Source organism: Prevotellamassilia timonensis (assembly GCF_021531665.1).
GTDB lineage: Bacteria > Bacteroidota > Bacteroidia > Bacteroidales > Bacteroidaceae > Alloprevotella.
Map to the genome: position 1 here is coordinate 1 of NZ_JADYUH010000013.1, position 14,434 is coordinate 14,434.

The 14,434-nt window shown below is 54.4% G+C and carries 8 protein-coding genes; 5 read left to right on the forward strand and 3 right to left on the reverse strand.

Annotated features, from left to right (window positions below; all coding sequences use genetic code 11):
- Positions 1-313: 313 nt before the first annotated feature.
- The 3 genes from I6E40_RS03975 to nadC form a co-directional block, all read right to left on the reverse strand.
- Positions 314-1,024: an OmpA family protein gene (locus tag I6E40_RS03975; RefSeq protein ID WP_235385614.1), complete on the reverse strand. Its 711-nt coding sequence runs from the start codon at positions 1,022-1,024 to the stop codon at positions 314-316.
- Positions 1,025-1,090: 66 nt separating this feature from the next.
- Positions 1,091-2,743, reverse strand: a complete 1,653-nt coding sequence (locus I6E40_RS03980) for a dipeptidase (RefSeq protein ID WP_235385615.1) — start codon at positions 2,741-2,743, stop codon at positions 1,091-1,093.
- 40 nt (positions 2,744-2,783) lie between these two features.
- Complete coding sequence (nadC, locus tag I6E40_RS03985) at positions 2,784-3,650, reverse strand: carboxylating nicotinate-nucleotide diphosphorylase (RefSeq protein WP_235385616.1); 867 nt, start codon at positions 3,648-3,650, stop codon at positions 2,784-2,786.
- Between the two features lie 580 nt (positions 3,651-4,230).
- Here nadC and gltB point away from each other — a divergent pair.
- From gltB to I6E40_RS04010, 5 genes are all read left to right on the forward strand, one after another.
- The gene (gltB, locus tag I6E40_RS03990; RefSeq protein ID WP_235385617.1) at positions 4,231-8,727 is read left to right on the forward strand and encodes a glutamate synthase large subunit; all 4,497 of its coding nucleotides are present in this window, start codon (positions 4,231-4,233) and stop codon (positions 8,725-8,727) included.
- Positions 8,728-8,972: 245 nt separating this feature from the next.
- Positions 8,973-10,319 carry a glutamate synthase subunit beta gene (locus I6E40_RS03995; RefSeq protein ID WP_235385618.1) on the forward strand — a complete coding sequence of 449 codons (1,347 nt, stop codon included), beginning with the start codon at positions 8,973-8,975 and terminating at the stop codon, positions 10,317-10,319.
- A 335-nt stretch (positions 10,320-10,654) separates the two neighbouring features.
- On the forward strand, positions 10,655-11,290 hold the full coding sequence (locus I6E40_RS04000; protein ID WP_410897029.1) for a sugar transferase: 636 nt from the start codon (positions 10,655-10,657) through the stop codon (positions 11,288-11,290).
- 16 nt (positions 11,291-11,306) lie between these two features.
- Entirely contained in the window at positions 11,307-11,729 is a 423-nt protein-coding gene (locus tag I6E40_RS04005; protein WP_235385619.1) for a hypothetical protein, read from the forward strand.
- A gap of 70 nt (positions 11,730-11,799) precedes the next feature.
- A complete protein-coding gene (locus I6E40_RS04010) occupies positions 11,800-14,274 on the forward strand; it encodes an ATP-dependent helicase (protein WP_235385620.1) in 2,475 nt (824 codons plus the stop codon).
- Positions 14,275-14,434: the final 160 nt, after the last annotated feature.

A 14,434-nucleotide genomic window follows, 5' to 3' on the forward strand; every position in this document is an offset into this window, starting at 1 on the left:
GAAAGGGATTGGGCAAAGATGGTTCAAAACGCAAAGGAAACGCCTCCAGAACCGAGCCTGTTTGATTAGGGGGGCTTACTTTTGGGAAAGAAAGTCCCGAAGTCCTATTTCTGAGGACTCCGGGATGATAAATTGTGCACTTTTGAGATTTAGCGGACAGCAATATTTTTCTTAGGCTTCGTTACTTACCGCGGCACGGCGGTAAGTGACGAATCGGCGCGCAGAAACAAACAAGTCCGCCACTCGGAAGCGACGGACTTGCGGAAAATTTCAATTCGTGCCTGTATTCCTATGACAGGCTGACTAAAGAAGCTTACTTGCTCTGTGCGTTGGCAGCGTTAATCATGTCCTGGCTGGCGATGATGTAAACCTCAACGCGGCGGTTCTGCTGACGACCTGCAACAGTGCTGTTGTCAGCCACGGGATTCTGTTCACCGAGACCTTCAGTCTTCTTGATGCGAGATGCGGGGTAGCCGCTACCAACGATTTGGTTTTTCACGGCGTTGGCACGGTTCTGAGAGAGTTCCACGTTCTTGGCAGCGCTCTGCTCAACGGTACAACCCTTGAAGCCCTGGTTGTCGGTGAAACCGATGATGGCGAGATCAAAGGTATTGTCTTCAGCCACGAGCTTGGTGACGAAGGTCTTGATGGAAGTCTGAGCAGTAGCACTCAAGGTGGAAGAACCGGTATTGAAGAGCAGACCGCTGTCAAAAGTGGCACGAACATACTGCGTGCCGTTTTCGGAGGTGAGCACCTCAGCCTTGGCGTTGGCAGCCTCAGCGGCTTTCTTCGCCTTGTCCATCTTGTTGCCAATCAAAATGCCGGCACCGGCACCGACTACAGCACCAACGCCTGCGCCGATGGCTGCACCTTTGCCGTCACCAATCAGACCGCCGATGAGCGCACCGAGTGCACCACCACCGCCGCCACCGATGAGACCGCCTTTGGCTGCGTTGGGCATACCGCAGCTGCTGAGAAGCAGGATTGCGCTGAGCGCACAAACGATAACTTTGTTAGCTTTCATTGTGTTGAAAAAAGAATTTAGATTTATAAAAAGGAATTGAAATATGCTTGATTAAAAAAGCCTTTGTCAAGGCACGAGATAGCGTTCTCCGGCTTCTTTGACGATGATGCCGCGGAGGAGGCTGTCGGCGCCGAGGCGCGTGGGTCGTTTGCCGCGTCCGAACTCGTCACGCTCGAACTTTCCGTCTTTTTCGCTACGAACGGTCTGGTCATTGTGTTTGACGATGAGCCGGGTGGCGAGTTGCTTCCAACTCTTCATCATGAAGTCGGCATTCTGTGCGGCATGGTGGGTCAGGCTGTCTGCGAGTTGCGCCGTTTGTTTGCTGAGGGCGAGCATTTGTTTTTCAAAGTCCGCCTGTTGCTCAAGGAAACGATTTTCCACCTCACGACGCGCTGTGAGCAGGTCGGGGAAGAGGCGAGAGTAGCGCGGATAGACCATGTTTGCCACCCAGTTTTGCATCCAGAAGGCAGAATTCTCCGAGAAGTTTATCTCGTCGGCGTCTTTCGGGTCAAAGCAGGTGGGGGCTGCGGTGGCGCCACAGTGAACGGGCACGTAGGGAGCCATGTTGGCATCGTCGTTGGCGAACCAAATCACTCCGCCGATGGGATTGGGAAGCGAGGAGCGAACCTGCACGACCACGCTGGCAGCAGTCTGCTGGGTGGAGATGGGACGCTCGTGGAAATATTTCTTCCCTTTGTAGTCCCAAAAAAGAGGAGTGGGACGATAGGGCGCCGTGTAGAGTCCGCAACCGGGATCAGAGGTGAGGTCAAAGGGAGTGCCCTCATAGTGGTCACGCATGGCGTCCATCACTTGTGACAAAGAAACGGGCTTGGAAGGTTTGAACCAAAGGGGCAAAGGTTCGGCGGTGCCGATGTGACGACCATCCACGGAGGGAATATATTTGTCCATGCCTTCCACAAAGTGGTTGAAGAAACTCCAAGCACGGGCATCGCAGATTCTGAGCGCGGAGAAGTCTGCCGGAGCATACGCCTGAGAGAAAGAGAACTCGGAGTCGGGACCGTCAAAATAGCCCTTGGAACGAGCAAAGGAGATGACGTCCGGCGAACACATCACGTTCTTCTTGTCCTTCATGTCAAAACGGTGAATGCGGCTCTGGTTCGCGTGGCAAGAAATGCAGTCATCGGGAATGCGCACGGCAACCCAGACAACGCCCTTCTGGTCGGGTCCCTTGCCTATCATCTCAAGAATCCAAATTTCGTTCGGGTCACAAATGGAGAAGGATTCGCCGGAGGAGGCGTAGCCATATTCATTGACCAAAGAGGTCATGACGCGAATGGCTTCGCGGGCGGTCTTGGCACGCTGAAGGGCGAGCGTCATGAGCGTGGTGTAGTCCACGACTCCCTTCGGGTCCATGAGTTCCTCGCGTCCGCCGAAGGTGGTTTCAGTCACGCCGACTTGGTGTTCGTTGATGTAGCCCATGACGGCGTAGGTGTGGGCTGCCTCAGGAATGGAGCCGAGAGGGCGACCGGTGTCTCCTTCCACGATGGCGCGCATCGTGCCCTTGGGATGGTCCGCGGCGGGATAATAGCTCAAACGACCGAACATGCCATAGTCGTCTTGATTGTAGGTGATGAACGCCGAGCCGTCGGCGGAAGCCAGACGACCAACCAGAAAACTGGTGCAGGCAAAGACGGGAGATACAAGGAGAAGGAGCAAAGCCATGCACCATTCTCTTTTCGTTGGGTGGAGATGTTTCATTCGAGGGGTGTTCTAAAAAAAAGAAAGAGGAGTGAAAACGTCAGCACGCTTTGAAAGACATGTCAAGTCCTTTGACGGAGTGGGTCAAAGCGCCAACGGAGATGAAGTCCACGCCACAGGCAGCATAGTCCGTCAGCGTCTCGAGGGTGATGCCGCCGCTGGATTCGGTTTCAAAACGCCCGCCAATGAGTTCAACGGCTGCGCGAGTCATTTCGATGTTGAAGTTGTCGAGCATGATGCGGTCTGCGCCGGCTTCGGGATGAGCCTCCTTGTGAGCAATCACACGACGGATGTCGTCCAAAGAGCGACACTCGATTTCCACCTTCAAATGCAGTTCTTTCTCTTTCTGATAGGCAGCGCAGCGGTCAAGCGCCTGTTCGATGCCTCCGCAGAAGTCAATGTGATTGTCCTTCAACAAAACCATGTCGAAGAGACCGATGCGGTGGTTCACGCCGCCGCCGATTTTGACGGCTTCTTTTTCAAGCATGCGCATTCCGGGCGTGGTCTTGCGAGTGTCAAGGACGCGGGTGTGATAGCCCTTCAAACGGTCGGCATAGACAGCAGTCATGGTGGCGATGCCGCTCATGCGCTGCATGATGTTCAACATGAGACGCTCGGTCTGGAGCAAGGAGCGCACCTTGCCCGAAACCACCATGGCAATGTCGCCGGGCTTGACGCGAGTCCCGTCCGTCAGAAGTTCTTCCACCTGCAATTCGGGGTCGAAACGGCGAAAAACCTGACGAGCAGCACGCATGCCGGCGAGCACGCCTTCTTCTTTGATGAGAAGATGGCTCTTTCCGACAGCGTCTTCGGGAATACAGCAAAGGGTGGTGTGATCTCCGTCACCAATGTCCTCAGCAAAAGAGAGGTCAATCAGACGGTCATTGAGTTCATCGACAGTGTACATGATATAGGATTTATGAGAATTTACGCGGTTCAACAGGCGATTTAGTAATATGAAAATAATAAGTTGCGTCAGATTTGAATGACATTTTCGAGGTCAGATTTTCACCCGAAGAAGGAGCATAGCCGTAGCTATGTGACTGATGAGGGAGGAAATATGGACCGAAAAGATTTTCAAAGATGATGCAGGTTATTTTTTGAGGATTACTTAAACTTTCAAGCGCTGCAAAATTACGACAAATGAGGGAGACGCGACGCCTCCGCCACGCTTTTTTTGCTCTGAGGGCACGGCTCTTTCACTTAAAGAGTGTTCTAAAAATCAGGTTGAGTGAGTTTTGATTTCTTCGAGATGCACTTTTGTCAGTGAAGAAAGGAACACAACGGACTATGCGACAGACGAGGTGACAAAAGGGCGTGGCGAGGAAGTCGCCCAACGCGACGCCTGCCCGAATCCACCGCCCGAAAATTTGGCAAAAAGAAAGATTTTGTTGCATAAATAATAATTTTGATAAGTTTTTTCTCGTTTATGCGTTATTTTGAAAGATAATTCGTAATTTTGCGGCGACTTAACTAACACACGCTTTATGTCCATAGAAGATAGAACGAGCGGGGGACTCTATAGCCCCGACTACGAACACGATGCCTGCGGTGTAGGCATGATTGTCAACATTCACGGAAGCAAAAGCCACGAACTGGTGGACGACGCGCTCAAGGTGCTGGAACACATGAAGCACCGCGGAGCGGAAGGTGCCGACCAGAAAACCGGTGACGGAGCGGGCATCATGCTTCAAATTCCCCACGAATTCATCCTCCTGCAAGGAATCCCCGTTCCCGAAAAGGGACGCTATGGTTCCGGACTCATCTTCCTGCCCAAAGACCCCGAAAGGCAGGAGGCGATTCTGCGCATCATCATGGAAGAGACAGAACGAGAGGGGCTCACGCTGATGCACCTCAGAACCGTGCCCGTCAATTCGGACATCCTCGGCAGAGAGGCAAGAGAGTGCGAACCGGACATCAAACAGCTCTTCATCACCGGAGCGGAGGGCGACACTCTGGAGCGCAAACTCTATGTCATCCGAAAGAAAACGGAAAGCAAGGTCAGCGACAAGGATTTCTATTGCTGCTCCCTGTCCTCGCGTACCATTATATATAAAGGGATGCTCTCGTCGGTGCAGTTGCGAGAATACTTCCCGGACTTGACGCAGCCCTACTTCACCAGTGGATTGGCAGTGGTTCACTCCCGCTTCTCCACCAACACGTTCCCGACCTGGGGACTGGCTCAGCCGTTCCGCCTCCTGGCTCACAACGGCGAAATCAACACCATCCGCGGCAACCGCTCCTGGATGGAGGCTCGCGAGGCGGTGCTCTCCTCCGAAGCGCTCGGAGACATTGCTCCGCTCTGCCCCATCGTGCAACCGGGCATGAGCGACTCCGCTTCGCTGGACAACGTGCTGGAGTTCATGGTCATGAGCGGCATGAGTCTGCCCCACGCCATGGCGATGCTCGTTCCCGAAAGTTTCAACGACAAGAACCCCATCAGCGAAGAACTCAAGGCGTTCTACGAATACCACTCCATCCTCATGGAACCCTGGGACGGTCCGGCAGCCCTGCTCTTCAGCGACGGACGTTTTGCCGGCGGAATGCTTGACCGAAACGGTCTCCGACCCGCTCGCTATCTCATCACCAAAAACGACACCATGGTCGTGGCGTCGGAAGCGGGCGTCATTGACTTCGAGGCTGCGGACATCAAAGAAAAGGGAAGACTGCAACCGGGAAAAATCCTGCTCGTCGACACGCAAGAAGGGCGCATCTACTATGACAGAGAAATCAAGGAACAGCTCGCCAATGCCTACCCCTATCGCCGCTGGCTTTCCGAAAACCGCATCGAACTGGACAACCTGAAAAGCGGACGAAAGGTGGAGAACAGCGTGGACGACCTCGCCTGCAAACTGCGCGTCTTCGGTTTCACACGCGAAGACGTTGAACGCACCATCATGCCGATGTGTGCCACCGGCAGCGAGCCGATTGCATCCATGGGCAACGACACGCCGCCCGCCGTGCTCTCCGACAAACCGCAGATTCTCTTCAACTACTTCCGCCAACAATTCGCACAGGTCACCAACCCGCCCATCGACCCGATTCGTGAAGAGTTGGTGATGTCATTGACGGAATACATTGGCGCCGTCGGCAAAAACATCCTGCACCCCGACGAGAGTCACTGCAAAATGGTGCGCCTGCCCCACCCCGTGCTCGGAAACCGTCAGCTTGACCTGCTCTGCCACATTCAATACAAAGGCTTCAAGACGGTCAAACTCCCCATGCTCTTTGAAGTGGAAAAGGGACGCGCCGGACTGCAAGCCGCCCTCACCCGCCTCTGCCGCGAAGCCGAGCAGAGCGTCTTGGACGGTGTGAACTACATTGTCCTGAGCGACCGAGGAGTTGATGAGCACCACGCCGTCATTCCCTCCCTCCTCGCCGTCAGCGCCGTTCACCACCATCTCATCTCCGTTCAGAAACGCGTCGAAACCGCTCTCATCGTTGAAAGCGGCGAAATCAGAGAGGTGATGCACGCTGCCTTGCTGCTCGGCTACGGCGCAAGCGCCATCAACCCCTACATGGCATTCGCCGTCCTGGACGACCTTGTGAAGAAGGGGGAAGTACAAATGAACTATGACACGGCGGAGAAGAACTACATCAACGCACTGCGCAAGGGTCTCTACAAAATCATGTCGAAGATGGGCATCAGCACCATCCGCTCCTATCGCGGTGCGAAAATATTCGAAGCCGTCGGACTGAGCGACGAACTCTTGCAGACCTATTTCGGCACAGCCTCTTCCACCCTCGGCGGTGTACGACTCGATGAGATTGCACACGACTATGCCGCCTTCCACGCAGACGGTTTCAAACACACGCCGGCGCTGGGAGAGCCACTGGAACTGCTGCGCCACATCGGACAGTTCAGTTATCGCAAGGACGGACAACCGCACGCTTGGAATCCCGAAACGATTAGTACGCTACAACTTGCCACCCGTCTGGGCAGTTACAAGAAATTCAAAGAGTTCACGCATCTGGCGGACGAAAAAGAGAGCCCAATCTTCCTGCGCGACTTCTTCACCTTCCGCCACGCCCCAATTCCCATTGAAGAGGTGGAGCCGGAAGAAGAAATCGTGAAACACTTCGTCACAGGAGCCATGTCCTTCGGTGCCATCAGCAAAGAAGCCCACGAGGCACTGGCACTCGCCATGAACAAACTCGGTGCACGAAGCAACACGGGCGAAGGCGGCGAGGACAACAGCCGCTTCCACAACTCCTTTGAAGGAATCTCGCTCTCAAGCAAAACAAAACAAATCGCATCGGGACGCTTCGGCGTCACAGCGGAATATCTCTCCAACGCCGAGGAGATTCAAATCAAGGTGGCACAGGGAGCAAAGCCCGGTGAGGGCGGTCAGCTCCCGGGCTACAAAGTGAACGAGGTGATTGCGAAAACTCGCAACTCCATCCCCGGCATCTCACTGATTTCTCCGCCGCCCCACCACGACATCTACTCCATCGAGGACCTCGCGCAACTCATCTTCGACCTCAAGAACCTCAACCCGAGAGCGAAAATCAGCGTGAAACTCGTTGCCGAGAGCGGCGTGGGAACCATTGCCGCGGGCGTCGCCAAAGCCAAGGCAGACATCATCGTCATCTCCGGTGCCGAAGGTGGTACGGGAGCCTCTCCCGCCTCTTCCATGCGCTACGCCGGTGTGCCGCCCGAGATTGGACTCTCGGAAACGCAGCAGACTCTCGTGCTGAACGGACTGCGCGGCGGCGTGCGTCTGCAAACGGACGGACAACTGAAAACCGGACGCGACATCATTTCAATGGCTCTGCTCGGCGCCGAGGAGTTTGCTTTCGGCACCACTGCACTGATTGTCCTGGGCTGCGTCATGATGAGAAAATGCCACGCCAACACCTGTCCCGTCGGTGTCGCCACCCAAAACCCGGAGCTGCGCCAGCACTTCCGCGGACACTATGAATATGTGGTGAACTACTTCCGCTTCCTGGCACGCGAAGTGAGAGAATATCTGGCAGACATGGGCTTCCGCAGCCTGAACGACATCGTGGGACGCACAGACCTCATCACCGTGAAACCTGCACCCGCCGGAAGCAAAGCGGCGCTCCTGGACTTCTCCCGCATGCTCCACAAACCGGAAGGCACGGCGGCTCTCCACTTCACCGACACACCCGCTCCTGCCGAAACGGAGAAGACAAAGGACACGCTCTTGCTCGAAGCAGCCGCCGAGGCTGTGAACCACGGCAAGGAAGTCTCTTTGGAATATGTCATCTCCAACACAGACCGTTCCGTGGGCTGCATGCTCGCCGGTGCGGTGGCAACGAAATATGGCGCAGCAGGCCTGCCCGACAACACCATCACCGTCAAGTTCAAAGGCTCGGCGGGACAGAGTTTCGGTGCGTTCCTCACACGCGGCATCAATTTCAAACTGGAAGGAGAAGCGAACGACTATCTCGGCAAAGGCCTCAGCGGTGGACGCATCAGCGTCCAACCGCCCATCCGCGCCAACTTCCGTGCCGAAGACAACACGATTGCGGGTAACACCTTATTATATGGTGCCACAAGCGGAGAAGTCTTCATCAACGGCACGGTGGGCGAACGCTTCGCCGTCAGAAACTCGGGAGCCATTGCCGTCGTGGAAGGCGTAGGCGACCACTGCTGCGAATACATGACCGGAGGACGCGTGGTCGTGCTCGGCGACACCGGACGCAACTTCGCAGCCGGCATGAGCGGCGGCGTGGCATACGTCTGGGACAAGAACCACCGCTTTGACTATTTCTGCAACATGGAAATGGTGGAACTCTCCCTGCTTGAGGACTCCGCTTCCCGCAAAGAACTCCACGAACTGATTCGTCAGCACTACTTCCACACCGGCTCACCGCTTGCACGAACCATGCTGGACAACTGGGGACAATACGTGGACGAGTTCATCCAAGTCACACCGATTGAATATAAAAAGGTACTTGCGGAAGAACAAATGCGCAAACTCCAGCAACGCATCGCCGAAGTGCAAAGAGACTACTAAGTAATCCTCAAAAAATAACCTGCATCATCTTTGAAAATCTTTTCGGTCCATATTTCCTCCCTCATCAGTCACATAGCTACAACTATGCTCCTTCTTCGGGTGAAAATCTGACCTCGAAAATCTAATTCAAATCTGACGCAACTTATTATTTTCATATTACTAAACAAGCTGGCTTAACCCTATTTCTAACATTTCTCACCCTGAACACTCCCTTGAGGAGACTTGGGGCAATAACATAAATCAAAGTGGGAAATCCAAAAGCATTCCTGACCGTACCCCGCCAAAGTGCGGGCTACCGTCCCATCCACGAACGAATTGCCGACTTCGGCGAAGTTGAACAGACTCTCAACACGGGCGACAGAAAACTGCAAGCCTCGCGCTGCATGGACTGCGGCGTCCCCTTCTGCCACTGGGCTTGTCCGCTGGGCAACCGACCACCCGAATTTCAAGACGCGCTCTTCAAAGGACACTGGCGAGAGGCATATCAAATCCTCACCGCCACCAATGACTTCCCGGAGTTCACAGGAAGAATCTGCCCCGCCCTCTGCGAGAAGAGTTGCGTGCTGAAACTTGCCATCGATGCTCCTGTCACCATCCGTGAAGACGAATGTGCCGTGATTGAATCGGCGTTCCGAGAAGGATGGGTGCAACCGCAAACCTATCCGCGCCTCGGCAAGAAAGTAGGCGTAGTCGGCTCCGGACCCGCCGGACTCTCCGCCGCAGCAAGCCTAAACCGACTGGGTTACGACGTGACCGTCTTCGAAAAAGAAGAACAGGTCGGAGGACTCCTGCGCTACGGCATTCCGAACTTCAAACTCCAGAAAACGGTGATTGACCGCCGTCTCCGCGTCATGGAGGCTGAGGGCATCCGCTTCGTCACCTCCTCCCCCATCGACCCGAAAAAACTCCCCGAAGGCTTTGACGCCTGGTGTCTCTGCACAGGCACACCGACGCCGCGCAACCTCGACATCCCGGGACGCGAACTATCCGGCATTCACTTCGCACTCGACTATCTCTCTCAGCAGAACAAAGTGCTGGCAGGAAAAGAGTTCAAAGACAAAGAACGAATCACTGCCCACGGAAAACACGTCCTCGTCATCGGCGGCGGCGACACCGGCTCCGACTGCATCGGCACGGCTAACCGCCAGGGCGCAGCTTCCGTGATGCAAATCGAAATCATGCCCAAACCGCCCGTGGGATGTAACCCACAAACGCCGTGGCCTGCCTTTCCGCGCGTCTTCAAAACCACCTCAAGCCACGAAGAGGGATGTGAGCGCCGTTGGAACCTCGCTTCCCTGCGCTTCATCGGCACAAAAGACGGAAAAGTGCACGGCGTGGAGGTGGAAACCGTGGAATGGGAACCCGCAGCAGACGGAGGACGCCCGAAGATGAAACCCACGGGGAAAAAAGAAACACTCCAAGCAGACCTCGTCTTGCTCGCCATGGGCTTCCTCAAGCCGGAGCACCCGGGACTTCCCGAAAACGTGGTCGTTGCCGGCGATGCACTTTCCGGTCCCTCGCTGGTGGTGCGCTGCATCGCCGACGGACGCCGTGCCGCCGAAGACATCCATCGCATGCTTTCCGAGAAATAAGGCGAAACGACTGAACCACTGCTTCTAAAGTGAGCGGAGCAACTGCTCGCCTTCCACAACTCTTGACGCGACCGCGTCGTTTTGGGACTGTCTCAGAACGACGCGGTCTGTTTCATGAAAAGAGGTTTGAACGCAAATTTTCATGAGAATGGATATTGGAGCGGTGCTTTGTTGTTTTTGCCGTTGCCGTGACGGGCTGGCATCACCATGAACACCTCGAAAAAAGATTTTTCAGACACCACCGATACAATAAAACATCGTACCCGTCCGTTAGAAGAATAAACACAAACGGACGAAAGTCTTTCTGTGCATACGGATAACCCCGAACAATACTCATGAAAATACACTCAGAGAAAGAAACCTATACGGACCCCATGGGATTGTTTCCCAGAATCTTGACCAGAGGTTTTGACATCATCGTCTCCGCCTTCTGCCTACTCATCTTCTCCCCTCTCTACGCCTATTGCTACTTTCTGGTGCGAAAAGAATTTGGACCGCACGTGATTTACAAACAGGAGAGAATCGGACGCGGCGGCAAACCGTTCTTCATCAGAAAATTCCGAACCATGCGCATGGATGCCGAGAAAGAGGGACCACAACTCTGCGGCGACCTGGACGCCGACGACCGCCTGACACCCACAGGACGCTTCCTCCGCTCGCACCACCTGGACGAACTGCCACAACTCTGGAACGTCTTCGTCGGAGACATGGCTTTCGTCGGACCACGCCCGGAACGAGCCTTCTACATCGAACAAATCATGCAGCACAACCCGAGATACACGGAACTCTACAGCGTGCGCCCCGGCGTCACCTCCTACGCCACACTCTACAACGGCTACACGGATTCCATGGAGAAAATGCTGCGACGACTCGAACTTGACCTCTACTACCTCGAGCACCGCTCCCTCGCCATGAACATCAAAATTCTCTGGCTCACTTTCTACAAAATCGTCTCCGGAAGAAAATTCTGACACACAAGACAAACACATGAAACTCAAATACATCTGTCTCCTCGCACTCCTCGCCCTGACCTTCTCCGCCTGCAAGAAAAAGGAAAAGACGGAAGAGGACAACTACAGCGAACTGCGAAAAACGATGGAAAAGGACGCTGCCGTCTGCATGAAAAATGCACGCGAGCAATTCGCCGCAGGTAACTTCGAACAAGCACGCGAAACCATCGTCCAAATGCGAGAAAAATTCCCGCAAGCCATCACCGCACGCAAACAAGCCATCCTCCTCATGGATTCCGTGGAACTGGAGGAAGCACGAGAGGAACTCGCCCACACGGACAGTCTGCTCCGCACACAAAGCGTCGGCAATGCGGACATGCTGGACGAAGCCTGCAAAAAAGTGGAGTTCTATGGCAGAAAACTGAAACACGACATTGAACAATACAGAAACGGAAAATGAAACCCACCACAGCGGAGGGTTACTGCTTGACATCGCTTCCTCACGCTCTGAAACACTGAACTCTCGCAAAATGGATTTTCTGAAAAATCTGAATGAAGCGCAGTTGGACGCCGTTGTCTATCACGACGGACCGGAACTTGTCGTGGCAGGAGCCGGAGCCGGAAAAACACGCGTACTGACCACCAAAATTGCGCAACTCATCCAAAACGGCATATTTCCCTCACACATCCTCGTCCTCACCTTCACCAACAAAGCGGCAAGAGAAATGAACGAGAGAATCGCCAAAATGTGTGGCGAGGACTTCACCAGAGGACTCTGGAGCGGAACTTTTCACAGCATCTTCGCACGCATCCTCCGCATCGAACACGAAGCCACCGGCTATCCCGCCGACTTCACCATCTATGACACCTCGGACGTGCGCTCCCTGCTGAAACACATCGTGAAAGACCTCGAACTGGACGACAAAACCTATAAACCTGCCGTCCTGGCATCACGCATCAGCTGGGCAAAAGGAAAATGCGTCACCGCGGAGATGTATGCCAACGACGAGAGCATACAACGAAGAGACGCCAACAAGGACATCCCGAAAACAGCGGAGATCTATGCCATCTACGAAAGACGACTCCGACAGGCAAATGCCATGGACTTCGATGACCTGCTGCTGCAAACCTATTTCCTCTTCCTCCGTCACCCGGAAATTGCCGAGCGCTACCGAGAACGCTTCACCGACATCCTGGTGGATGAGTTTCAAGACACAAACTACCTTCAAAACGCCATCCTCTCGCAACTCACAAGTCCCGACTCACACATCTGCGTCGTCGGCGATGACGCACAAAGCATCTACGGCTTCCGAGGAGCGGAAATCTCCAATATTCTCGAGTTCACACAACGCTACCCCAAAACACGAACGTTCAAACTGGAGTGCAACTATCGCTCCACCTCTCACATCGTTGAAGCTGCCAACAGCGTCATTGCACACAACAACCGACAGATTCCCAAGAAGGTGTATGCCGCCGGCGAGAAAGGAGAACCGCTCCACGTCTTCGCCGGAATGAACGACAGAGAGGAGGCAAGACTGACGGTGGGACACATCCGGAGCCTGATGAGACGAGGCGTCGCCGCCGGCGAGATTGCCGTGCTCTACCGTACCAACGCACAAAGCCGCTCCTTTGAGGAAGCTCTGCAAACGGTCGGTGTGCCCTATCAGGTCTATGGAGGACAGTCCTTCTATCAACGAAAGGAAATCAAAGACATTCTTGCCTATCTCCGCCTCGTTTCCAACCCGCACGACGACGAATCCTTCCTCCGAATCGTCAACTATCCCGCTCGAGGCATCGGGAACACCACGCTGACCCGACTCCGCGAAGCCGCCCTGCAAGCACAGAAAAGTCTTTGGCAAGTCATCGCTGCACCCGAAGAGGTGGGATTCAAACCCGGCGGACGTGCGATGACTGCCCTCAAAGGTTTTCACGACATGATGACGGGATTTCAAAACGAAGCACAAGAGACCGATGTGCTGGGATTGACGCGCTTCATTCTCGAACGTGCCGGCATCGCCACAGACCTTGCCGCCGACAGCACACCGGAAGGCATCAGCCGACGCGAGAACATGGACGAGTTCCTTGCCTCCATCGCCTCGGAAGCACAAGAGCGAGAGCAGGCTCACTCGCAGAATCTCTCCCTGCAGGACTTCCTCGCCTCCGTCTCACTGCTGTCGGACAAAAGCGACAACGAAACGGACACCCGTGAAAAGGTCTCGCTCATGACCATTCACGCCGCCAAAGGCTTGGAATTTGATGCCGTCTTCGTCACAGGACTGGAAGACGAACTCTTCCCGAACGCCACAGCAAAGATAAATCCAAACGAAATGGAGGAGGAACGACGACTCTTCTACGTGGCAATCACACGGGCGCGCCGCCACTGCTTCCTGAGCTACGCACAAAGCCGCTTCCGCTATGGCGTCACAGAAGCCACCAACGAAAGTCCCTTCCTCCACGAAATTGACTCCACCCACCTCACCTACGCCACCGACTCTTTCTCCACAGCCGGAGGGAAACATACCTCTAACACAAGGGGATATGAACCAATGACAAGAGGATACACTTCCGCTGCAAAAGGATATGAACCAACGACAAGAGGAAACAATGTCTTCTCTGCATCTGGAGATTCCTCTTCTTCCTATTCCTCACAGACAAGAAACGCAAATCCCTATTCCTCACAGACAAGAAACGCAAATCCCTATTCCTCACAGACAAGAAACGCAAACCTCTACTCCACTCAGACAAGAAATGCAAACCCCTACTCCACTTCTCGGTTACGTCGTGTGAGTAGCCTCACTCCCGCCACCACTCCCGCCGCTGCCTCCTCACCCACAAGCGGCATCACGCCCGGACGTCGCATTCATCACGAACGTTTCGGCGACGGCACCATCATTGCGGTGGAAAACACCATGCAAAGCGAAAAAGTCAGAGTACAATTTGACACCCCCGGCGTAGGAGAAAAGAAACTCCTTGTCAAATTCGCCCGCTTCACCTTCATTGATTGACGAGGGTTTCATTCTCATTGACTGACGAGGGTTACACTTTCATTGACTGACGAGGGTTACATTCTCATTTTTTCCACTTCGCGTTTGGCGGGTCGCAAAAACTCACTACTTTTGCATTCGATTCTGAGCGAAAAGTTTTTAGGAACTCGCTTGAGTCTTA

What these genes read in the sequence shown, in the direction of transcription:
- I6E40_RS04005 (WP_235385619.1), top strand. Translation starts at nt 11,307, where the DNA reads ATGAAACTCAAATACATCTGTCTCCTCGCACTCCTCGCCCTGACCTTC.
- nadC (WP_235385616.1), bottom strand. Translation starts at nt 3,650, where the DNA reads ATGTACACTGTCGATGAACTCAATGACCGTCTGATTGACCTCTCTTTT.
- I6E40_RS03975 (WP_235385614.1), bottom strand. Translation starts at nt 1,024, where the DNA reads ATGAAAGCTAACAAAGTTATCGTTTGTGCGCTCAGCGCAATCCTGCTT.
- I6E40_RS04000 (WP_410897029.1), top strand. Translation starts at nt 10,655, where the DNA reads ATGAAAATACACTCAGAGAAAGAAACCTATACGGACCCCATGGGATTG.
- gltB (WP_235385617.1), top strand. Translation starts at nt 4,231, where the DNA reads ATGTCCATAGAAGATAGAACGAGCGGGGGACTCTATAGCCCCGACTAC.
- I6E40_RS04010 (WP_235385620.1), top strand. Translation starts at nt 11,800, where the DNA reads ATGGATTTTCTGAAAAATCTGAATGAAGCGCAGTTGGACGCCGTTGTC.
- I6E40_RS03980 (WP_235385615.1), bottom strand. Translation starts at nt 2,743, where the DNA reads ATGAAACATCTCCACCCAACGAAAAGAGAATGGTGCATGGCTTTGCTC.